Source organism: Nonomuraea antimicrobica, assembly GCF_039536965.1.
GTDB classification, from domain to species: Bacteria; Actinomycetota; Actinomycetes; order Streptosporangiales; family Streptosporangiaceae; genus Nonomuraea; species Nonomuraea antimicrobica.
Genome location: NZ_BAAAZP010000085.1, coordinates 1 through 21011, shown reverse-complemented (window position 1 = coordinate 21011; position 21011 = coordinate 1). Strand labels below are relative to the sequence as shown.

Genomic DNA, 21011 nt, shown 5'->3' with positions numbered 1-21011 from the left:
TCACCGTGTGGTGAAGCCCCCGTCGACCGTGAGCACGCTGCCCGTGACCTGCCGTGACTCGTCGGAGGCCAGCCAGAGGGCGGCGGCGGCGACGGCTTCGGGCTCGACGAGCGCGTTCATCGGCTGGGCCTGGAGGAACGCCTCCTCGTGCTCGCCGACCGGCACGTCCAGCGAGCGTGCGATCTCGGCCAGCATCCGGCCCTCGACCTGCGCGTCGTCGCGGACCGAGCCGGGGCACACCGCGTTCACCCTGACCTGGCGCGGGGCGTAGTCGAGCGCCGCCGCCTTGGTGAGGCCGACGAGGCCGTGCTTGGCGGCGACATATCCCGCGAAATGCCGGTATCCCACCAGGCCGGCGGTGGACGCGATGTTGACGATGCTGCCCGAGCCCTGCTCGGCCATGAGCTTGCCCACCGCGCGGATGGCCCGCCACGCGCCCGAGAGGTCGACGTCGAGCATGAGCTGCCACTCGTGCTCGTCGATCTCGTGCGCGACCTTGCCGGACGGGGCGGCGATGCCCGCGTTGTTGACGAGGACGTCGACGGTGCCGAAGCGGGCGGCCGCCGTGGAGACCGCGTCCTCGACCTCGCGCAGGTCCCGTACGTCCGCCTCCTTGACCAGCACGGACACGCCGGACTCCCGGCAGAGCCGCTCGGTGTGGCGGAGCTGGTCGCGAGAGCCCACCGGGTACGGCACGCCCGGCAGGTCGCGCGCGACGTCGACCAGCAGCAGATCGGCTCCCTCGCGGGCGAACGCCTGAGCCGTCGCGCGTCCGAGGCCGCGAGCCGCCCCGGTGATGACGGCCGTCTTCCCGGCCAGGCGCAGCGTCACCGTTCGTCCTGTGCGAGTTCGGCGGCGATCAGGCGGAGCAGGCCGGCGGGGTCGTCCGCCAGGTACATGTGACCGCCGTCGAACTGGGCGGTGGCGAAGTCCGCGGTGGTGACCTGAGCCCACTGTTCGAGCTGCGCCAGGTCCACCAGCTCGTCGTCGCGGCCCCGCAGCGCGGTGATCGGGATCGGCACCGGCTTGTCGGAGGCGGGCTTGTACGTCTCGTGCATCTCGACGTCGGCCCGGAGCATGGGCAGCAGCAGCGCCCGCATCTCCGGCAGTTGGAGCGCCGGATGCGTGTAACCCGAGAACTCCCTGATGCGGGCCAGGAACTGCTCGTCGTCGAGCCCGCTGGCCTTGCTCTCCCGCCCGTCGTACGGCCCGGGGGAGCCGCTCACGAACAGCCGCACCGGCGTGATCCCGGCGCCGCTCAGCAGGTGGTGGGCCAGCTCGTAGGCGAGCACCGCGCCCAGGCTGTGACCGAACAGGGCCACGCGCGGGGCGTCGCCGTCGATCCGCGTCAGCACCTGCGAACACGCCTCTTCGGCGGCCCGCGCGGCGTCGGTGCAGGAGGGCTCGGTGAAACGTTCTTCACGGCCGGGCAGTTGCACCGGCAGCACGGTCAGGCCGTCGGGAGCACAGGGCTGCCATTCTCTGAAGAACGACGCTCCGGCGCCGGCGAAGGGCAGGCAAACAAGATACGTGGGTCCCATGGTGTGGAACTCCTCCGATCAATCATCCAGAGGCGGAATCCCGGCCGGGGAGATGTCACGGGTGGGTGAAGCCTTCCACAGCCGATTACGTTCTGATCCAGTCCGGGCACGATGGGTGATGTGCCTGGATGAACCGCTAGCCCCTATCGCCTCCCTTGTCCATGAACCGGCAAGCCGAGCAGAGCCCGCGGTGGGCACCCGACATCGCTCGCGCGATGGCCTCAGCTCCCCCGAAACCTCCCGAACGACGGCCAAAGGTATGGAGTTTTGGTCGCTCAGGTCAAGCGGAATGTCAGGATCAATGTGACGCATCGCAGTGATCCCAGCACGTTCACAACATGGGGCGGGCGGTGTGAGGGGCCCGGCGGGGCGCCCTCCGAAACCCGCTGTACTGCGGCGATGTGGGGAATGGCGGGCCCTCGCGCGGTGCTTCTCCGGGCCCTGCGGCCGGGTTCGCAAGCATCGATCGGGGAAGGGCGGCCGACGGCTCAGTGTCCCAAAGATGTTTTTTGGGGTAGCCGCAAGTGAACTGACTGTGTCAGGATGTGGACCCAGGGGTTGATCATCTCGTACGCGGACTCGACGCGTTAGACGGGGGTCGCCGTGCGTTATCGCCTGCCCGCATCCCGGCTGCCTCGTGCGTCGTGGTGACCGGGCGACGGTAGGGGTGCCGCGACCAGCGCATTTGTGGGAGGAGAAGGGTGTTCGTTCGGCTGTCGGACGCTGCCGGCCTGGCGGACCTCGTCCGCGCGATCGCGAACATCGATAGCAGTGTCGGGTGGGGCGCGAGCCCGGCGATCGGGTGCGCCTTCGCGCGGGCGGTCAACCCGCCGGTCAACTCCTCGGGGCGCGTTCATGGACGGCGGGCGCGGCCTTCGCCACGATCACTCGCCTTCTGAGTAAGCGGTGCCGAGCGCCATGGCCTACCTCTGCCGAAATCATGTAAATCTGGTAGGAAATGTTGACTTAGTGCGGCGGGCCTCGTAGCGTCAAGGTCATGAGCCAGGGCCTTCGCCTGACCCGGCGCCCGCACGTGGACTTCGGCCGCGTCGCCAGCGCGCAGTGTCGCTGACCAACGACTGGATCGATCCGTCCGTACGAGCCGAGCCGTCGCGTGCCACCGCGCACGCCCCCGACGAGTCCTCGTACGGAACGAACAGCCACGTTCGCGACCACCCAGAGGACCACCCAACATGCCTGCCCCCACCTCGAAGCTGCGGAAACGCCGCCCGCTCGCCCTATTCCTCCTCCTGCCCCTCCTCGCCGCCTGCGCCCAGACCGGCGGAGCGGAGGCGGGCGCCCCGGCGCTCGCCCCCGACGCGCCGCTGCCGACCTCGGTCCCCCAGGGCACCAAACTGATCGTCGGAGACCCCTCGACCAAGGTCGCGTTGCAGCTCTCCGGCGAGATCGACAAGTTCTCGTTCACCATCGAATGGGCCAACGTCACCGGCGGCCCCCAGACGAGCGAGGCGTTCAGGGCGAACGCGCTCGACGTCGGCGCGGTCGCGGAGATCCCGGCCATCCACGCCACCTGGACCGGCCTGCCCGTGAAGATCATCGCCTCCAAGTTCCGCAAGGACCCGCTCGACCACCCCACCTACGAGCTCGGCATCGCCCCGGGCGTCACCGTGAAGACCCTCGCCGACCTGCGCGGCAAGAAGATCGCCTACAGCCCCGGCCAGGCGCAGGGCGCGCTGGTGCTCAAGGTCCTCGCCAAGGCCGGCCTCACCAAGAACGACGTCAGCCTGGTCGAGCTGCCGAGCACCGGCGACGTCTACCCCAACGCGCTGGCCTCCCGGCAGGTGGACGTGGCCCCGATCGGCGGCGTCAACATCAAGCGCTACACCACCAAGTGGGGCAGGGACGGCGCCACCACCCTCCGCCACGGCCTGCGCGACGACCCGAGCCACCTCTACGTCCGCACGTCCACGCTGGAGGACCCGGCCAAGGCCGCCGCCCTGCGCGAGTACGTCGCCGCCTGGGCCCGCGCCTCCCGCTGGGCCTACGAGCACCCGAAGGAATGGATCGACGGCTACTACGTCAAGGACCAGGGGCTGAGCGCCGCCGACGGCCAGTACCTGGTGGACGTCTCCGGCGAGCCCGACCTCCCGGCCGACTGGTCGGAGGCCATCGTCAGGCACCAGGAGACCGTCGACCTGCTCGCCAAGGAGACCGGCAACCCCCCGCTGAAGGCCCAGGACCTGTACGACCTGCGCTTCCAGAGCGTCGGCGCCGACGCGCTCAAGGACGGCGGCGCGTGATGCCCGTCCTGTCCCATCCGATACGAAAGGGGACGGTGCCCCGATGACGCTGCTGGCCTCCCGGCCCTCGGCCCCCGCCCGCGTACGCGCCCGCCGCCGCCTCGCGCCAGGACGCCCGATCAGGCTGGGCTTCCTGCTGGGCCCGTTCCTGCTGCTCGCGCTCTGGTCGGCCGGCTCGGCCTCCGGCTGGCTCGACCCCCGCTTCCTGTCCGCGCCGTGGACGGTGGTCACCACCGCGGGCGAGCTGATCGAGAACGGCCGCCTGCAGGACAACCTCCTCACCTCGGTCCAGCGGGTGGCGCTGGGCCTGGCCATCGGCGTGCCGCTGGGCACGGTGCTCGCGCTGGTGTCCGGGCTGAGCCGCTGGGGCGAGGCGGTCATCGACGGCCCGGTCCAGATCAAGCGGGCCGTCCCGTCGCTCGCGCTGATGCCGCTGCTGATCCTGTGGCTCGGCATCGGCGAGGTCATGAAGGTGACCGTCATCGCCGTCGGCGTGCTCGTGCCCATCTACATCCACACCCACAACGGCCTGCGCGGCATCGACAGCCGCTACGTGGAGCTGGCCGAGACGGTCGATCTCGGGCGCGGCGCGTTCATCAGGAAGGTGGTGCTGCCGGGTGCGCTGCCCGGGTTCCTGCTCGGGCTGCGCTTCGCGGTCACCACGGCGTGGCTGTTCCTGGTGGTGGCCGAGCTGATCAACTCCACCAGCGGCATCGGCTACATGATGGACCTGGCCCGCACGTACGGGCAGACCGACGTGATCCTCGTCGGCATCGTCCTGTACGGGCTGCTCGGCCTGTTCTCCGACGCCGCCGTCCGGCTCGTGGAAAGGAGGGCGCTGTCGTGGCGACGGACACTGGCGAGCTGATCCGCGTCGAGAACCTCACCCGCGGCTACGGCGACCGCAAGGTGCTCGACGGCCTGGACCTGGAGCTGGCCCCCGGCGAGTTCGCGGCGCTGCTGGGGCGCAGCGGCTCGGGTAAGAGCACGCTGCTGCGCGCCCTGGCCGGCCTGGACGGCGACGTGGCGGGCGACGGCACGGTCCAGGTGCCCGACCAGGTGTCGGTGGTCTTTCAGGACGCCCGGCTGCTGCCCTGGCAGCGGGTGCTGCCCAACGTCGTGCTGGGCCTGTCGGGGGCCTCGGCGAAGGGCCGCGACAGCCTGGCCGAGGTCGGCCTGGCCGGGCGCGAACGGGCCTGGCCGAACGAGCTGTCCGGGGGCGAGCAGCAGCGGGTGGCGCTGGCCCGCTCCCTGGTGCGCGAGCCGCGGCTGCTCCTGGCCGACGAGCCCTTCGGCGCACTCGACGCGCTGACCAGGCTCAAGATGCACGCCCTGCTGCGCCGCCTGTACGAGCAGCACCGCCCCGCCGTGCTGCTGGTGACCCATGACGTGGACGAGGCGATCGCGCTGGCCGACCGCGTGCTCGTGCTCGACCACGGCAGGATCGCGACCGAGCAGCGGCGCGGCAGCGGCGCCGGGCACGCCGAGGTGCGGACCGAGCTGCTGCGCGCCCTCGGCGTCACCCAGGACGAGCACGCGCGGAAGGGCTGACCGGACGGGAAGAGCTGGGGCCCCTTCCGCCCCACATTCCTACTCTTCCTACTGAACTTATGGGAAAATGAGGTCATGAGCCTGGACGAGATCCGCGCGGCGACGGCCCGCGCAGACTCCCCGCTGACCGCCGCCATCCTGGCCGCCCGCTGGGTCAGGTCGGCCGGGGCCGACGACGAGCACGGCCGGTGGTGGCGGGCCAACCCCGACTCGCGCGGCGCGTCGGCGGTCACCCCGGAGCCCTGGTCACTTTACTCGGGTGCCGCGGGCATCGTCCTGTTCTTCCTGGAGCTGGCCGCCGCCACCGGCCACGAGGCGTACCTGGAGGACGCCAGGGCGGGGGCCCGCAGGCTCGCCGCCACCTGGCGCGAGCAGGACGACCTCACCCTCTACCACGGGCTCACCGGCGTCATGGTCGCGCTCATGGAGGCGGGCTGGGCGCTCGGCGACGGGAACTTCGAGGCCGAGGCCGCCGCCATCGCCGACCTGATCGTCCGGCGCGGGCGCGAGGCGGGAGGCGACGAGGGCCCGCAGTGGTCACGCGACCCGGCGCAGCGCGGCGAGGGCGGGATCATCCTCGGGCTGCTGCGGGCCGCCACGCACCTGGGCGTTCCCGCGTACGAGGAGGCGGCCGTCGAGGCGGGCCTGCGCATCGCCCGGCTGCCCGTGCCGGGGCACCGCTTCGGCGACTGCGCCGACCTGCCGGTGGACGCCGTCACGCCCGGCTTCCTGGCCGGCACCTCCGGCACCGCGTTCCTGCTCGCCCGCCTGTACGGGGTCACCGGCGTCGACCGGTTCCTGCAGGCCGCGCGCAGCGGCGCGGCGTTCGTCCGCGAGGTCAGTCTCGTGACCGGGGCCTGCGCGGTCGTCCCGCACCACGTGCCGCACGCGCGCAGCCTGCACTACCTCGGCTTCTGCTCCGGCTCGGCGGGAGTGGCCAGGATGTTCTACGAGCTGTACCGGGTGGGCGGCGACCCGGCCGACCTGGAGTGGGTGCTACGGCTGGCCAAGGGCATCGTCCGCAGCGGGGCGCCGCGCCGCCGTACCGAGGGCTACTGGAACGTCGCCTGCCAGTGCTGCGGCGCGGCGGGCGTGATCGAGCTGTTCGTCGGCCTGTGGGCGGCGACCGGCGACCAGGCCCACCTCGACTACGCCCGCGCGCTCGCCGCCGACCTGATCGGCCGGGCCACCGACCACAACGGCCAGGGCTACCGCTGGTACCAGGCCTACCGGCGGCTGCGGCCCGGCGAGGTCACCGCCGACACCGGCTACATGGTGGGCGCGGCGGGCATCGGCTCGGCCCTGCTGCACCTGCACGCGGCCGGGCGGCCCGGCGATCCGCGCCGGGTCGTGCTGCTGCCCGACAACCCGTTCCCGGCGATCCCGCTGCCGCCCTCAGCCGTTCGCTGAGACGGGGTTCAGCAGGTCGGTCACCCGCAGGAAGCCGTCGGCGCCGTGCCCGCGGCCGATGGCGCGGCGCACCAGGCCCTCGGCCGCCCGCATCACGCCCGAGTCGATGCCGTGCGCCTCGGCGGCCTGCACGATGTGGCGCATGCTCGACGCCGCGGAGGTCATCGGGTTGCCTTCGCCGGAGAACCTGCCGGTCTCCACCTCCGCGACGCCGGACTCGATGACCGCGGGCAGGATCGCGGCGATGTTCTTGGCGAACGGCGCCAGTTCCCGCGCGGTGACGCCCTCCGCCCGCGCCACGGCCAGCGCGTGGGCGTAGCCCGCCGCCGCCGTCCAGAAGAGGTCCAGCAGGGCGATGTCGTACGACGCCGCCCGGCCGATGTCGGAGCCCAGGTGGGTGTGGGCGCCGCCGAGCGCCTCCAGCACGGGCCGGTGCTCGTCGTAGAGGTCGGCGGGGCCGCTGTGCAGGAACACGGCGGCGGGCGTCCCGATGGTGCCGGTCGGCGTCATGATGGCGCCGTCGAGGTAGCCCACGCCGTGCCCGGCCGCCCAGGCCGCCGTGTCACGGGCCCTGCCGGGGGTGTCGGCGCTCAGGTTCACCAGCGTGCGCCCCTTGAGCGCGGCGGCGACCGCGTCGCGCCGCACGATCGCGTCGGCGGCGTCGTAGTTCACCACGCAGAGCACGGTCAGCGGGCTCGCGGCGACCGCCGCCTCGGGCGAGGGCGCGCTGCTCGCGCCGCGCCCGGCGAGCTCCAGGTCCCGGCCGGGCGTCCGGTTCCAGACCGTGACGGCCAGGCCCGCGTCCAGGAAGGCGCCCGCCAGGGCCCGCCCCATGGGCCCCAGGCCGAGCACGGTGACGGCAGACTGTTGGGTGTGCGAGGGCATGCTCGAACTCCTCGATGGTTTCTCGGCGAAGGATGGGATGACGTTGACACGCAGCCGTGCCCAGGACCCGAACGTGTGCGGAGTGACCGCCGCGATCGCCGTCATCGACGGCAAGTGGAAGACGGTCCTGCTCTGGTTCCTGGAATCCGGGCCGCGCCGTCCCGGCGAGCTGCTCCGGCGGCTGCCGGGGCTCACCGAGAAGGTGCTGACTCAGACGCTGCGCGAGATGGAGGGCGACGGACTGGTCCACCGGGAGGTGTACGACGAGCGGCCGCTGAAGACGGAATACTCCCTGACGGAGTTCGGCCGTGACCTGTCACGGGCGCTGGAGCCGTTGTCCGACTGGGGCCACCGGCGGCTGGAGCTGCTGGCCGAGTCGCGATCGTCCGCCTGACCCACGTTCGGCCCGCCTCCCCGTCACTCCGGCTGTCGCGGGCAGCCCCTCCGGCCGCCCTCACCAAGGCTGGGCCCGCCCCGGCCACGGCGGCAAGTACCCACAAATAGGTGGGTACGCCGAGGTCACCCGGGATCTCGGCCGTGCGGCGGCGCGAGTGGGCGGTCCCCGCGCACGCGGAGAGGCGGCGGCACGCGATCGCGTACCGCCGCCTCCCGGGGTGTCATGCGGCCGTCACGGCGCCTGGAGGCTGTACCTCTTCGCCTCGACGTTGTTCGGGAACGAGCCCAGCACGTTGCCGTTGGGGTCCACGGCCGTGCCGGTCCCCGTGGCCGTGAACACGTCCGCCGAGGTGACCTGCCCCTCGGTGACGTTGCGCAGCTCCCACTCGAGCGCGCCCTGGGCGTTGACCGTGTAGTGGCGGAAGTGGTACTTGAACCCGGTCGCCGTCGGTCGCCAGGAGCCGAGGCCGGTCCGCCGGCCGTCGTTCACGGTGAGGCTGCCGTCGGCGCGGAAGGCGAACAGCACCCGCTCGCTCTGGCCCGTGGACGGCAACGTGACCACGGCGGCCCACGTGCCGACAGGAGAGGGGCCGTAGGTGTCGCCGCTGGCCGAGCCGGCCAGGCCGGTGACGGTGGTGAGCGTCAGCGCCCCGGCCGCCGCCGCCAGCGCCACCCGCCTGCCTGCGCCTGGGCGCCTGCCAAGCTTGTCGGACATGGTTCCTCCCTGTGTCGGGCCGTCGTCTCGCGGGGCGATCGGCCGATGTGATCGCCGCGGCCATTCTGGAAGGCCCCGCTAGAGCCCCGCTGGGGCCGGAACCGGGGGGACCCGCGCCGGCCGTCCGTCATGTGGGACGGGTGGCGGGCAGGCGGGAGATTGTCGGTGGACTCGGACACAATTGGCGAAGTGTGCGGTTTCGCGGCGCACGGCCTGTTCGTGGTCCATCGAGCGATTGGCGAATGAATGGCGGGCGAGCACAAACGTACGGTCCTGGTGGTGCGGGGCGGCTGGGAGGGGCACGTCCCGGTCGCGGCCACCGACCTCTTCGTACCCTTTCTTGAGAAGAACGGTTTCGACGTGCGGCTGGCCGACGGCCCCGCGCCCTACGCCGACCCCGGCTTCATGGCCCAGGTCGACCTCGTCGTGCAGTGCTACACGATGGGCGTCATCGAGCCCGCCCAGGTCAAGGGCCTGCGCGCGGCCGTCGAGGCGGGCACCGGGCTGGCGGGCTGGCACGGCGGCATCGCCGACTCCTTCCGCGCCTCCTCCGACTACCTGCACCTCGTCGGCGGCCAGTTCGCCTGCCACCCCGGCAAGCACCCCGACGACGCCGACGCGGGCACCGAGCGGCACGGCTTCGTCCCGTACACGGTCACGATGCTGCCCGAGGCGGCCCACCACCCCATCACCCGGGGGATCGGCGACTTCGACCTCGTCACCGAGCAGTACTGGGTGCTGGCCGACGACTACAACGACGTGCTGGCGACCACGACCCAGCAGGTCCGCCCGTGGGACCCCTGGCACAGGGAGGTGACCTCGCCCGCGATCTGGACCCGCCGCTGGGGCAAGGGCCGGATCTTCGTCGCCACCCCCGGCCACAGCCTCGACGTCCTGGAGCACGACAGCGTCCGGACGATCATCGAGAGGGGGATGTTGTGGGCGAGTCGCTGAACGTCGGCATCGTGGGCTGCGGGGCCATCTCGGGCCAGTACCTGCGGACCATCGAGCGGCTGCCGCAGGTGCGGCTCGTGGCGGTGGCCGACCTCGACCGGGAGCGGGCGCGGGAGGCGGCGCGGCCGTACCCGGGGGTCGAGGTGATGGACGTGGCGGCGCTGATGGCCGACGCGCGGGTCCAGGTCGTGCTGAACCTCACCGTCCCTGCCGCGCACGCCGGGATCGCCCTGCTGGCCGTCGAGGCGGGCAAGGACGTCTACTGCGAGAAGCCGCTGGCGGCGACCGGCGCGGACGCGCGGCGGGTGCTGGCGGCGGCCCGTGCGGCGGGCGTACGGGTCGGGTGCGCTCCCGACACCGTCCTCGGCACCGGCATCCAGACCGCCAGGGCGGCGATCGACGACGGGCTCATCGGCAGGCCGGTCGCCGCCACGGCCACGATGATGACGCCCGGCCACGAGCGCTGGCATCCCGACCCCGGCTTCTACTACGCGCCAGGCGGCGGCCCCCTGCTCGACATGGGCCCCTACTACCTCAGCAGCCTGGTGACCATGCTGGGCCCGGTCGGCACGGTCGTCGGCGCGGCGGCCAGGACGCGGGCCACGCGCGTGATCGGCTCGGGCCCGCGCCAGGGCGAGGAGGTGCCCGTCACCGTCGACACCCACGTCACGGGCGTGCTCGTGCACGAGTCGGGCGTGCTGTCCACGCTGGTGATGAGCTTCGACGGGGTGGCGACCCGGGCGCCGCACATCGAGGTGCACGGGGAGCGGGGCTCGCTCGTCGTCCCCGACCCCAACCGCTTCGACGGCCCGGTGCTGCTGTCGCGGCTGGGCGAGGAGGGCGCGCGGGAGCTGCCGGTGTCGGCCGGTCACGCCGACGCCGGGCGTGGTGTCGGGCTGATCGACTTCCTGTCGGCCCCGGAGCCCCGGGCGGGCGGGACGCTGGCGTACCACGTGCTCGACGTCATGGAGTCCCTGCTGGCCGCCGCGCACGCCGGACGGGCGGTCGACGTGGAGAGCACCTGTGAGCGGCCCGCGCCGGTGGCGCTGGGCGACCCCGCCGCGCGGGCCTGAGCCGACGCGGGGGGTGCCCTCCTGCCCCCGAGCAGGAGGGCCGTCCAGCCTTTGAGACCCGTTCAGCCCTTGAGGCCCGTGAACGTCATCGTCGCCACGAACTGCCGCTGCGCCGCCACGAAGCCGATGATCAGCGGCAGCGTGGCCACCACGTTGCCCGCCATGAGCAGCGACCACTGCGTGTGCCTGGTGCCCTGGAAGGTGGCCAGGCCGAGCTGGATCGTGTACAGGCTGTCGTCGCTGATCGCGATGAGCGGCCAGATCAGGTCGTTCCACGAGCCCAGCAGCGTGAACACGGTGAGCGTGGCCAGCGCGGGCCTGGCCAGCGGCAGCACCACCCGCCAGAACACGCCGAACGCCGTGCAGCCGTCGATGCGGGCCGCGTCCTCCAGCTCGCCCGGCAGCGACAGGAAGAACTGCCGCATGAGGAAGATCCCGAACGCCGACGCCAGCCACGGCACGAACGCCGCCGCCAGGGTGTCGACCAGGCCGAGCCGGCTGAACATCACGTACGTGGGGATCATCAGGAGCTGGGTCGGGATCATGATCGTGGCCAGGATGACCACGAACCCGGCCTGCTTGCCGAAGAACTTCAGCCGGGCGAAGCCGTACCCGGCCATGGAGCACAGCACCAGGTGCGAGCCGACCGCGATCGCGGCCACGATCACCGTGTTCGCCAGCCAGCGCAGCGCCGACGACTGGCTGAACAGGCCGACGAACCCGTCGAGCTGTAGCCGGCTCGGGATGAACCGGGGCGGGAAGCGGTTGATGTCGCCGTCCGGCATGAACGCGGTGAGCACCATCTGCACCAGCGGCAGCGCGAACAGCAGTGCCAGCGGCATCAGCAGCAGGTGCCACGGGCTGAACGGCAGGCGTCTCATCAGAAGGCCCCGATCTTGCCGCGCCGGGAGTGGAGGATCATCGCGACGGTGATGAGCAGGGTGACGGCGAACAGCCCGTAGGCGACGGCCGAGCCGTAGCCGAAGCGGGTGAGCTTGAACGCCTGGGTGTAGACGTAGTAGACGACGGTCTGGGTAGCGCCCAGCGGCCCGCCCCTGGTGGTGGTGAAGACCAGGTCGAAGAGCTGCAACGCGGTGATCGTCTGCCAGATGGAGGTGAAGACGGTGACGGGGCCGAGCTGGGGCAGCGTGACGTGCCGGAACACCTGCCATCGGCCCGCGCCGTCCATGCGGGCGGCCTCGACCACGTCCTTGGGGATGTCCTGGAGGGCGGCGAGGTAGACGACCACCGTGAAGCCGACCTGCCCCCACAGCGCGATCAGGCAGATCACCGTGAGCGCCTGCGACTGGCTCTCCAGGAACTGCTGCTGTGGCAGGCCGAGGACGCGCAGCACGCTGTTGGCGGCGCCGTACTGGGGGTTGAAGACGAAGCTCGCCAGGATGCCGGTGGCCGCCGCCGAGGCGACGAACGGGATGAAGATGCACGTACGGTAGAAGCCGACCAGCTTGATCGGCCGGTTCAGCGCGACCGCGACGAGCATCCCGAGGAAGATCGACGACGGCACGAACAGCACCGTGAACACCAGCGTGTGCCGCACCGCCGCGATCAGGTCCGGGTCCTGGACCATGAGCTGGTAGTTCAGCCAGCCGACGGGCTTGGCGGGGGCGATGCCGTTCCACTTCTGGCGGGAGATGAGGAACGCCCACACCGCCGGGAAGATCGACAGGCCCACCACGAGGGCGGTGGCCGGGCCGGCGAAGCCCCAGCCGGTCAGCGTACGGCTCCACCACCGCAGCCGGCCGGACGGCGCCGTGGCGGGCGGGGCGGCCGGGCGGCGCCCGGCGAACAGCAGCGTCATGCTCAGCCTCCGGCCAGCGCCGTGGCCGACTTGGCCGCCGCCTCGTCCAGCGCCTGCTTGGGCGTGGCCGCGCCCTGCAGCGCCTTGGCGATGCCCTCGCCGACGAACCTGGACAGCTCCACGTAGCCGCTGACCGTGGGCCTGGCCTGCTTGGCGTTGGCCAGGTTGGCCACCAGCTTGTCGGCGCCCGGGTACTCGTCGATGTACTTCTTGTACTCGGGCAGGGACGTCTCCGACGCGCGCAGGGGCAGGTTGCCCTGGCGCAGGTTCCACTGGGCGTCGCCCTCGGCCGAGGTGAGCCACTTCATCAGCTCGAACGACCAGTGGGCCCGGTTGGCGTCGCCGTTGTCGAGCAGCGTCCACAGGTCGGGCCCGGAGACCGTCTGGTGGTCGCCGTTCGTGCCGGGCAGGAGGGCCACGCCGTAGTCGGTCTTCTTGAGCTTCAGGGGGTCGTAGAGCGTCCACGGGCCGGAGATGATCATGCCGATCCGGCCGTCGGCGAACAGCGGCGCGTAGCGTTCGTCGGTCTGGTCGAGGTAGACGCTCTTGTCGTCCACCGCCATGGCCCGCAGGAACTCCAGCGCGTCCACGCCCGCCTGGGAGTTGAACGCGGGCTTCGTCCCGTCCTGCGACAGGATCGTGCCGCCGCGCTGCCACAGCAGCGGCCAGAAGCGCCAGGTGGTGTCCTCCGAGGCGCTCACCGGGTACGCGGTCCCGTAGATCTTCTCCGCCGGGTCGGTGAGCCTCTTGGCCGCGGCCCTGAAGTCGTCCCAGGTCCACTCGTCGGTCGGGTACGGCACCTTCCTGGCGTCGAAGACCGACTTGTTGTAGAGCAGCGCGAGGTTGTCCACGAGCGCGGGGAAGCCGATGACCTGGCCGTTCGGCGTCGCGGTGGTGCGCGCCGAGGCCGGGAACTCCGCCCACTTCACGGCCGGGTCCTTGACCTTCTCGGTGAGGTCGAGGGTCTTGCCCGACTCCTGGAGCTGCGAGGCCCAGCTTCCGTACGAGTAGGAGATGTCGGGATAGACGCCGCTGGCGAAGCCCGCGGACAGCTTCTGCAGCAGGTCGTCGGCCGTGGGCGCCCCCGTGGAGAGGTCGATCGTCACGTTGGGGTGTTGCCGGGTGAACGTGGCCGCCAGGCCCTCGAGGATCTTCTGAGCGTCTGCGGTCTGGCCCGTCCACCAGGTGAGCTTCACCTTCGCCTGCGGGTCCACCGTCTTGGCGCCCTCGTGCGCCGATCCCCCGCAGCCTGCGGCCGCCAGGATGATCGCCGCGGCCAGGGCCACCGCGGTTCTTCTTCGCACTGTGGATGCTCCTCCCGGAATGTTGGAGCCCATCATGGTTACTTTCGAAGACTTGTCAATACCTTCGAAAAAACGCAAGGGTTGACAAGTCTTCACAACTCCTGGGACTGTGCCGTGGTGTCCAGAACGACCTTCGACCTTCTCGTCGTCGGCGACGCCAACCCCGACGTGATCGTGACGGGGGCGCCTCGCCATCCCGAGTTCGGCCAGCGCGAGCAGCTCGTCCCCGCGGCGGGCCTGGTGCTCGGCGGCTCCGGCGCGATCACCGCGTACGGCGCCGCCCGCCTGGGCCTGCGCACCGCGTTCGTCGGGCGGGTGGGGGACGACCCCGCCGGGGCCTTCGTCCTGGACGCCCTGCGCTCCGGCGGGGTGGACGTCTCCGCCTGCGTCGTCGGCCCCGACGTGCCCACCGCCATGACCGTGGTGCTGGTGGACGGCGACGACCGGGCCATCCTCACCGCGCCCGGCTGCCTCGACCGGCTCGCCGCGGACGACGTGCCGCCGGCGCTGATCGAGCGGGCCGCGCACGTCCACGTCTCGTCGTACTTCCTGCAGCCGGTGCTGGCCGCCGGGCTGACCGGGCTGTTCGGGCTGGCCAGGGCGGCGGGCGCGTCCACCTCGCTCGACACCAACGACGACCCGGCCGGGCGCTGGGCCGGGCTGGCGGAGGTGCTGCCGCTCACCGACGTGCTCCTGCCGAACGAGGCCGAGGCCCTGTCCATCGCCCGCACCCTCACGGCGGCCGCCACCCCCGCGCAGGGGCGAGCCACCCGCCCGCAGGCCGGATCGCGGGACGGCGGTCTCGAACGGGCCGTGCGGGAGCTGGCCGCCCGCGGCACACTCCCCGTCGTCAAACGCGGCGAGCGCGGCGCGCTCGCCTTCGCCGACGGCGCGCTCGTCGAGACGCCCGCCCGCCCCGCCACCGTCGTCGACGCCGTCGGAGCCGGGGACAGCTTCAACGCCGGGCTGCTCGCCGCGCTGCTGCGCGGCCTGCCGCTGCGGCGCAGCATGGCCGTGGCCGTCGCCTGCGGCACCCTGTCCACCCGCGCCGCAGGGGGCACCGCGGCCCAGCCCACCTGGGAGGAAGCAACCTCATGAAGAAGATCGTGTTCGTCGGGGCGGGAAGCGTCGTCTTCACCCAGGGGCTGCTCGCCGACCTGGTCGCCTTCCCCGAACTGCGCGGCATGCGCATCGCGCTGCACGACATCGACCCAGAACGCCTGCGGGTGGCCGAGGCGGTCGCCCGCCGCATCACGGGCCACGCCGCCGTCGTCACCTCCCACCTCGACCGGCGCGAGGCGCTCGACGGCGCCGACTTCGTGATCAACATGGTGCAGGTCGGCGGCCACGACGCCACCGTCACCGACTTCGAGATCCCCGCCAGGTACGGGCTGCGGCAGACGATCGCCGACACCATCGGCGTGGGCGGCGTGTTCCGGGCGCTGCGCACGTTCCCGCTGCTCGACGCGCTGGCGGCGGACATCTCCGCCGTCTGCCCCGACGCGCTGCTGCTCAACTACACCAACCCCATGGCGATGAACGTCTGGTACCTGTCGGGCAAGGTCAAGAACGTGGTGGGCCTGTGCCACTCGGTCTACTGGACGATGCGAGGGCTGGCCGAGCTGGTGTCGGTGCCGTACGAGGAGGTCTCGTACGTGGCGGCCGGGGTCAACCACCAGGCGTGGGTCCTGCGCTTCGAACGCGACGGCGAGGACCTCTACCCGCGCCTCGACGTCGACGACCCCGAGCTGCGGCGGCGCGTGCGCATCGACATGTACCGGCGGCTGGGCTACTACCCGACGGAGACCAGCGAGCACTCGGCCGAGTACGTGCCCTGGCTGATGCGTCACGACCGCGAGATCGACCGGCTGCGCATCCCCGTGGGCGAGTACGTGCGCATCAGCGAGGACAACCTGGCCGAGTACCGCCGCACCCGCGACCTCGTACGGAACGGCGGCGAGCTGGACATCGCCGGCACCGACGAGTACGCCCCGCAGATCATCCACAGCATCGTCACCGGCACGCCCCGCGTCGTCTACGGCAACGTCGTCAACGACGGGCTCATCTCGAACCTGCCGCACGGCTGCGTCGTGGAGGTGCCCTGCGCGGTGGACGGCACCGGCGTCCGGCCGACCGCGATCGGCGCACTGCCCCCGCAGTGCGCGGCTCTGAACAGGGGTTATGTCAACGTCAATGAGCTCACTGTACGTGCCGCGCTCGAAGGCGACCCCCGCCACGTCAGGCACGCCCTGATGGTCGACCCGAACACGGCGGCCTCGCTGCCGCTCGAGGACATCTGGCGCATGGCCGACGACCTGACCCGCGCCCACGGCGACCTCCTGCCGGAGGCCCTGCGCTGACCACACCCCGGCCCTCGCGCCGGGCTCGGGGCGGGGTCAGCGGGCGATCTCGACCTCCAGGCCCTTGTCGCGCAGGGCGGCCAGGCACTCGGGGTCGGCCGACTCGCCCGTGATCAGCAGGTCGATCTCCCCGACCGGGCAGATCGGCGCCATCTCCACCACCCCCAGCTTGGACGCGTCGGCGACCAGGATCTTCCTGGCCGCCGCCCGCAGCATGCGCTGCTTCATCTCCGCGTCGGGCAGGCTCACGTTGGTCACCCCGGCAGCCGCGTCGACCCCGCCGCAGCCGAGGATGGCGGTGTGGGCGCGGATGCCCTCCAGCAGCTTGCCGCCCAGCGGGTCGACCAGCGAGTGCTGCTGGCGGCGCAGGCTGCCGCCGGTCACCACGACCGAGATGCGGGGCAGCGCCGGCTCCAGCTCCAGCGCCGTGCGCAGCCCGTTGGTGAACACCGTCACCTCGTTCAGATCGGGCCGCGCCACCAGTTCCCTGGCCACGTAGGACGTCGTCGTGCCCGCTCCCATGAGCACGCTCTCGCCCGGCCCGACCAGCCGCGCCGCGACCTTGGCGATGAGCGACTTCTCCACCGCCGCCGTGCCCAGCGACAGCTCGAACGACGGCTCGACGCGCGGCGCGGGCCCGGCCGCCACGGCGCCGCCGCGTACCCGGCGGACCTTGCCCTGCTCCTCCAGCGCGTCGAGGTCGGCGCGGACGGTCACGCTGGACACCCCGAACGCCTCGGCCAGCTCCGCGACCCGCGCGAACTCCTGCTCGGTCAGCAGGGCCAGCATGCGCTCGCGGCGCACCTCGGTCGGCATCGACTCCATCATGCGCGGACCGCCGACGGCAGCAGGTCGCCGTGCGCCTCGATCAGCTCGTCGCAGAGCGCCTCGATCGCGGGCAGCGGCAGCGTGGCGGCGGTGTTGGGGTCGAGCATCGCCGCGTGGTGGATGTGCGCCCGCTCGCCGTCGAGCGCCGCCCGCACGGTCAGCTCGACCACGTTGAGGAACGTCCGGTTGAGCGCGGCGAGCTGGACGGGCAGGTCGCCGACCGGCCGCGGACGCACCCCGCCGGAGCCGACCGCGGCGGGCACCTCCACGCAGCATCCCTCGGGCAGGTTGCCGATCAGGCCGCGGTTGGCCACGTTGACGTAGATCTCCTTCTCCTCGCCGGTCAGCATGGCCAGGATCGCCGACGCGGCGGGCTCCTGGTGCTGCCACCGGATGAGCAGCGGATGGCCCGCGGACAGCGCGCGGCGCGTCTCCTCGTACAGGTGCAGGCTCTTGCCGACGCGGCGCAGGTCCTCGACCGGCACGCCCAGCCTGGTGGTCTCCCCGGGGTGGCGCATGATCCACGGGACGTACTCGGCCGCGTGCTCGCTCGACTGGGTGGGGTAGTAGCCGAACCTGCGGTAGAGCTCGGCGCGCACGTGCCGCCTGAGCTGCGGATCGGCCTCGATCACCGCGTCCAGCTCCGGGTAGAGCGAACGGCCGCCGGCCTCGAAGCGCAGCACGAACGACTGGTGGTTGAGCCCGGCGCTGAGGAAGCTCACCTCGTCCTCGTCACGCCCCACCAGATCGGCCAGGTACGCGTGCGTGTCGCACACCGAGTGGCACAACCCCGCGAACCGCTCGAACCCGGTGGCCTCGTGGACCGCCCACCCCGTCATGGCCATCGGGTCGGTGCAGCTCAGCAGCCACGCGTCGGGGCAGGCGTCGGCCATCTCGGTGGCCAGCTCGACCAGGACGGGGATCGTGCGCAGGCCGCGGAAGACGCCGCCGATGCCGATGGTGTCGCCGATGGTCTGGCGCAGCCCGTAGCGGTGGGGGATCTCGAAGTCGCGCAGGGTGGCCTCGAAGCCGCCCACGTCGAGGTGGCTGACCACGAAGTCTGCGCCCTTGAGCGCCTGCCGCCGGTCGAAGACGCCACGGACCTTCGCGTGCGCGCCCGCCTCGGCGTCCAGCGCGCGCACGAGCGTCTCGGTGGTGGCGAGCCTGCCGGGGTCGTCGTCGTGCAGCACGATCTCCAGCTCGCCGCGCAGCGTGGGGGCGAGCACGAGGGCGGAGACCACGCGGCGCGTCAGCTCCACGTCACCGACCCCGATGAAGACGATCCGCGCCATCTCCGCAGTATCCCACGCCTGCCCGCCGCCTGCCCGCTGCGGCCTCCCGCCCGCCGCTGCTCAGCCGTCTCGCCCGAACGTGCAGGGCAGCCGCTTGTAGCCGTTGATGAAGCTCGACAGCAGCCGCTGCGGCTCCCCGGCCCTGATGTCGGGCACCCGGGTGAACAACTCCCGGAACATCACCGCGATCTCCCGCCGGGCCAGGTTGGCGCCCAGGCAGAAGTGCGGCCCCGGCCCGCCGAAGCCGAGATGCGGGTTGGGGGAGCGGGTGATGTCGAACGCGTCCGGGTCGGTGAAGACGCTCTCGTCCCGGTTGGCGGCGGCGTACCAGAGGGTGACCCGGTCGCCGGCCAGGAAGCGGTGGCCGTTCAGCTCGTAGTCGCGGGTGAGGTTGCGGCGCATGAACATGACGGGCGAGCCGTGGCGGACGATCTCCTCGACCGCGCCGCCGATGCGGCCGTCGAAGTCCGACAGCAGCAGCTCCCGCTGGCCGGGGTGGTCGGTGAACAGCTTCAGCCCGTGCGCGATCGCGGTGCGGGTGGTCTCGTTCCCGGCCACCACCAGCAGCAGGAAGAACGCGCCGAACTCGCGCGGGGTCAGCCGTTCCCCGTCGACGTTGGCGTTGACCAGGGCGGAGGTCAGGTCGCCCGTCGGGGCGGCGCGGCGCTGCCTGCCCAGCCGGGCGGCCAGCCGGTGCAGCCGCCAGCCCGCCGTCGCCACCGTGCCGAGCAGGCGGGCCGTACGCAGGCGGCCGACCCTGGCCGCGCCGCCGGTGTAGTCGACGGGGGAGCCGACGTACTCGGGGTCGGTGTAGCCGATGACGACGTTGGTCAGGCGTACGACGCGGGCGTGCTCTTCGGGCGGGATGCCGAGCATGTCGCAGATCACCTCGACCGGCAGCCGCATCGCCACCTGGGTCACGAAGTCGCCGGGGCCGTGCTCGATCAGCTCGTCCACGATGCGGGCGGCGCGGCGGGCGACGTCCTGCTCGGCCTTGGCCAGCGTCTTGGGGGTGAACGCGCGCGAGACGATGCGGCGGATCTTGGCGTGCCGGGGGTCGTCCATGTCGATGAGGGAGTTGAAGTAGCCGTCCATCCACTGGGGCAGGTCGGTCGGACTGGTGGCGCTGGGCTCGCTGCTGAACACCTCGGGGTGACGGCTGGCCTCGGCCACGTCGGCGTGGCGTACCAGGGCCCAGGCTCCGGGGTCGGGGCGCAGGAAGGGGATCTTGGGCAGGCGGAAGAGCCGCGGGTGCGGCTCGGCGTGCAACATCGCGAACGCCCGCGCGCGCTCGGCCGGCGGCCGGGCCCAGAAGCGCAGGTCGCCGAAGTCGATGTCGGCCGGGGTGAGGTGCACGGGCTGCTCCGTGGTCATGATCCACGCCTCTCCGCACGGGGGCTCGTGATGCGCGAACTTGGTGTTCACCATCACCAGAATTGCCGGGCCCGTCAAGAGGGCCGGGGGAATCGGGGGGCCGTGAGGTCTGTTCGATCAAGGGCTGGGGCAGAATCGGGTGCTGTGACGCCCCATCGACCTCCGGTGCGCCCCTACCGGGGGGTGCCCGCCGAGCAGCGCCGTGCCCGGCGCCGGGCCGCGCTGCTGGCGGCCGGGCTCGACGTGCTGGGCACGCAGGGGTGGTCGGCGGCCACCGTACGGGGGGTGTGCGCCCGCGCCGGGCTGAACGACCGCTACTTCTACGAGAGCTTCGCCGACCTCGACACGCTGCTGCTGGCCGTGGTCGACGACCAGGCCGCGCAGGCTGCCGAAATGATCGAGGCCGTGGCGCGCGCCGCCCCGCGCCGCCCGCGGGCGCGGACCAGGGCCGTGGTGGGCGCCCTGGTCGACTTCCTGGCCGCCGACCCGCGCCGGGCCCGGATCCTGGCCCACGAGTTCCCCGCCAGCCCGCTGCTCCAGGAGCGGCGGCGCGGGATCACCGGCGAGCTGGCGGGCATCTTCATCGCGCAGGTCCACGAGGTGTTCGACGAGCCGCCGCTCGGTGACGAGGATCTGGAGCTGACCGCGCTGACCGTCGTGGGCGGGCTGTGGGAGCTGCTGGCCGCCTGGTTCCGCGGTGACGTGGAGACCGGCCGCGAGCATCTGGTCGACTTCGTCGTCGCCCTGGTGCTGACCAGCGCCGACCTCACCCCCGCCCTGGACCACCGCCTGCGCTGAGCCGGCGTCACGTTCCGGTGTTCGAGGGCGGCGTCACGTTCCGGTGTTCGAGGGCGGCGTCACGTTCCCGGGCTGAAGCGGCTCAGCAGCTTGCCCGCCCCGGCGAACTCGGCCACCACGTCGGCCGCCGTGCGCTCGCGTTCCACCAGGCCCACCGCCTGACCGGCGTAGACGTAGGCGGTGTCGAAGTCGCCCGCCTCCCGGGCGGCGGCCAGCTCGGCCCGTGCCGCCTCGTCCGCGGCCAGCTCCTCCTCGTGGCCGTGCCAGCGTTCGAGGAAGGGGTTGCGCAGCGCCCGCCCGCCGAACTCCGGCGGCCAGGCCAGGCGCTGGGCGACGTCGAAGACCCGCCCGTAGGCGGTGCCCGTCTCATCGGCGGCCAGGACCCGCCGCCGCGCCGCCTGCGGCAGCGTCGTCTCGGCGCAGCCCAGGAACGCCGTGCCCGCCCAGCCG

21 protein-coding genes are annotated in these 21011 nt (G+C 72.3%); 10 read left to right on the top strand and 11 right to left on the bottom strand.

The window, feature by feature from the left end:
- Nucleotides 1-831 (bottom strand): SDR family oxidoreductase, encoded by an 831-nt coding sequence (locus ABD844_RS22390; RefSeq protein WP_344881064.1) that lies wholly within the window; start codon nt 829-831, stop codon nt 1-3.
- Entirely contained in the window at nt 828-1541 is a 714-nt protein-coding gene (locus tag ABD844_RS22385; protein WP_344881060.1) for a thioesterase II family protein, read from the bottom strand. The genes ABD844_RS22390 and ABD844_RS22385 overlap by 4 nt, the downstream gene beginning before the upstream one ends.
- 1193 nt (nt 1542-2734) lie before the next feature.
- Here ABD844_RS22385 and ABD844_RS22380 point away from each other — a divergent pair.
- From ABD844_RS22380 to ABD844_RS22365, 4 genes are all read left to right on the top strand, one after another.
- Nucleotides 2735-3802: an ABC transporter substrate-binding protein gene (locus ABD844_RS22380; RefSeq protein ID WP_344881057.1), complete on the top strand. Its 1068-nt coding sequence runs from the start codon at nt 2735-2737 to the stop codon at nt 3800-3802.
- A gap of 43 nt (nt 3803-3845) precedes the next feature.
- Complete coding sequence (locus ABD844_RS22375; RefSeq protein ID WP_344881054.1) at nt 3846-4670, top strand: ABC transporter permease; 825 nt, start codon at nt 3846-3848, stop codon at nt 4668-4670.
- A complete protein-coding gene (locus ABD844_RS22370) occupies nt 4646-5353 on the top strand; it encodes an ABC transporter ATP-binding protein (RefSeq protein WP_344881052.1) in 708 nt (235 codons plus the stop codon). Before ABD844_RS22375 ends, ABD844_RS22370 begins: the two co-directional genes overlap by 25 nt.
- Before the next feature lie 75 nt (nt 5354-5428).
- Nucleotides 5429-6763, top strand: a complete 1335-nt coding sequence (locus ABD844_RS22365; protein ID WP_344881049.1) for a lanthionine synthetase LanC family protein — start codon at nt 5429-5431, stop codon at nt 6761-6763.
- Here the strand turns inward: ABD844_RS22365 and ABD844_RS22360 are convergent.
- Nucleotides 6749-7648, bottom strand: coding sequence for an NAD(P)-dependent oxidoreductase (locus tag ABD844_RS22360; RefSeq protein ID WP_344881046.1), 900 nt, complete (start codon nt 7646-7648; stop codon nt 6749-6751). The genes ABD844_RS22365 and ABD844_RS22360 overlap by 15 nt on opposite strands.
- A gap of 37 nt (nt 7649-7685) precedes the next feature.
- On the opposite strand from ABD844_RS22360, the gene ABD844_RS22355 reads away from it, so the two are divergent.
- Nucleotides 7686-8042, top strand: a complete 357-nt coding sequence (locus tag ABD844_RS22355; RefSeq protein WP_344881043.1) for a winged helix-turn-helix transcriptional regulator — start codon at nt 7686-7688, stop codon at nt 8040-8042.
- Nucleotides 8043-8276: 234 nt separating this feature from the next.
- Here ABD844_RS22355 and ABD844_RS22350 read toward each other — a convergent pair whose 3' ends face one another.
- Entirely contained in the window at nt 8277-8759 is a 483-nt protein-coding gene (locus tag ABD844_RS22350) for a hypothetical protein (protein WP_344881040.1), read from the bottom strand.
- Between the two features lie 246 nt (nt 8760-9005).
- On the opposite strand from ABD844_RS22350, the gene ABD844_RS22345 reads away from it, so the two are divergent.
- Together ABD844_RS22345 and ABD844_RS22340 are read left to right on the top strand one after the other, a co-directional pair.
- Nucleotides 9006-9713, top strand: a complete 708-nt coding sequence (locus ABD844_RS22345) for a ThuA domain-containing protein (protein WP_344881037.1) — start codon at nt 9006-9008, stop codon at nt 9711-9713.
- Nucleotides 9698-10786 carry a Gfo/Idh/MocA family protein gene (locus tag ABD844_RS22340; protein ID WP_344881034.1) on the top strand — a complete coding sequence of 363 codons (1089 nt, stop codon included), beginning with the start codon at nt 9698-9700 and terminating at the stop codon, nt 10784-10786. Before ABD844_RS22345 ends, ABD844_RS22340 begins: the two co-directional genes overlap by 16 nt.
- A 62-nt stretch (nt 10787-10848) precedes the next feature.
- Here ABD844_RS22340 and ABD844_RS22335 read toward each other — a convergent pair whose 3' ends face one another.
- From ABD844_RS22335 to ABD844_RS22325, 3 genes are read right to left on the bottom strand one after another with little or no spacing between them, the layout of a single operon-like run.
- Nucleotides 10849-11667 (bottom strand): carbohydrate ABC transporter permease, encoded by an 819-nt coding sequence (locus ABD844_RS22335; protein WP_344881032.1) that lies wholly within the window; start codon nt 11665-11667, stop codon nt 10849-10851.
- Nucleotides 11667-12605, bottom strand: coding sequence for a carbohydrate ABC transporter permease (locus tag ABD844_RS22330; RefSeq protein ID WP_344881029.1), 939 nt, complete (start codon nt 12603-12605; stop codon nt 11667-11669). Before ABD844_RS22330 ends, ABD844_RS22335 begins: the two co-directional genes overlap by 1 nt.
- Before the next feature lie 2 nt (nt 12606-12607).
- A complete protein-coding gene (locus ABD844_RS22325) occupies nt 12608-13909 on the bottom strand; it encodes an ABC transporter substrate-binding protein (RefSeq protein WP_344881027.1) in 1302 nt (433 codons plus the stop codon).
- A gap of 117 nt (nt 13910-14026) precedes the next feature.
- Here ABD844_RS22325 and ABD844_RS22320 point away from each other — a divergent pair, with 117 nt between their 5' ends.
- Both ABD844_RS22320 and melA read left to right on the top strand, forming a co-directional pair.
- Nucleotides 14027-15007: a carbohydrate kinase family protein gene (locus ABD844_RS22320; RefSeq protein WP_344881025.1), complete on the top strand. Its 981-nt coding sequence runs from the start codon at nt 14027-14029 to the stop codon at nt 15005-15007.
- Nucleotides 15004-16269, top strand: coding sequence for an alpha-glucosidase/alpha-galactosidase (gene melA, locus ABD844_RS22315; protein ID WP_344881023.1), 1266 nt, complete (start codon nt 15004-15006; stop codon nt 16267-16269). Before ABD844_RS22320 ends, melA begins: the two co-directional genes overlap by 4 nt.
- A gap of 36 nt (nt 16270-16305) precedes the next feature.
- Here melA and ABD844_RS22310 read toward each other — a convergent pair whose 3' ends face one another.
- Genes ABD844_RS22310 through ABD844_RS22300 form a run of 3 tightly spaced genes read right to left on the bottom strand, consistent with a single transcriptional unit; the run spans nt 16306 to nt 19763 of the window.
- Nucleotides 16306-17085 carry a DeoR/GlpR family DNA-binding transcription regulator gene (locus ABD844_RS22310; protein WP_344881021.1) on the bottom strand — a complete coding sequence of 260 codons (780 nt, stop codon included), beginning with the start codon at nt 17083-17085 and terminating at the stop codon, nt 16306-16308.
- A gap of 8 nt (nt 17086-17093) precedes the next feature.
- Nucleotides 17094-18389: a family 4 glycosyl hydrolase gene (locus ABD844_RS22305; protein WP_344881019.1), complete on the bottom strand. Its 1296-nt coding sequence runs from the start codon at nt 18387-18389 to the stop codon at nt 17094-17096.
- 60 nt (nt 18390-18449) lie between these two features.
- Nucleotides 18450-19763 (bottom strand): cytochrome P450, encoded by a 1314-nt coding sequence (locus ABD844_RS22300; protein ID WP_344881017.1) that lies wholly within the window; start codon nt 19761-19763, stop codon nt 18450-18452.
- Between the two features lie 165 nt (nt 19764-19928).
- Here ABD844_RS22300 and ABD844_RS22295 point away from each other — a divergent pair, with 165 nt between their 5' ends.
- Nucleotides 19929-20561, top strand: coding sequence for a TetR/AcrR family transcriptional regulator (locus ABD844_RS22295; protein ID WP_344881015.1), 633 nt, complete (start codon nt 19929-19931; stop codon nt 20559-20561).
- A gap of 59 nt (nt 20562-20620) precedes the next feature.
- Here ABD844_RS22295 and ABD844_RS22290 read toward each other — a convergent pair.
- Nucleotides 20621-21011, bottom strand: a 391-nt coding sequence (locus ABD844_RS22290) for a nitronate monooxygenase family protein (protein ID WP_486348543.1), incomplete at its 5' end; no start/stop codon positions are given.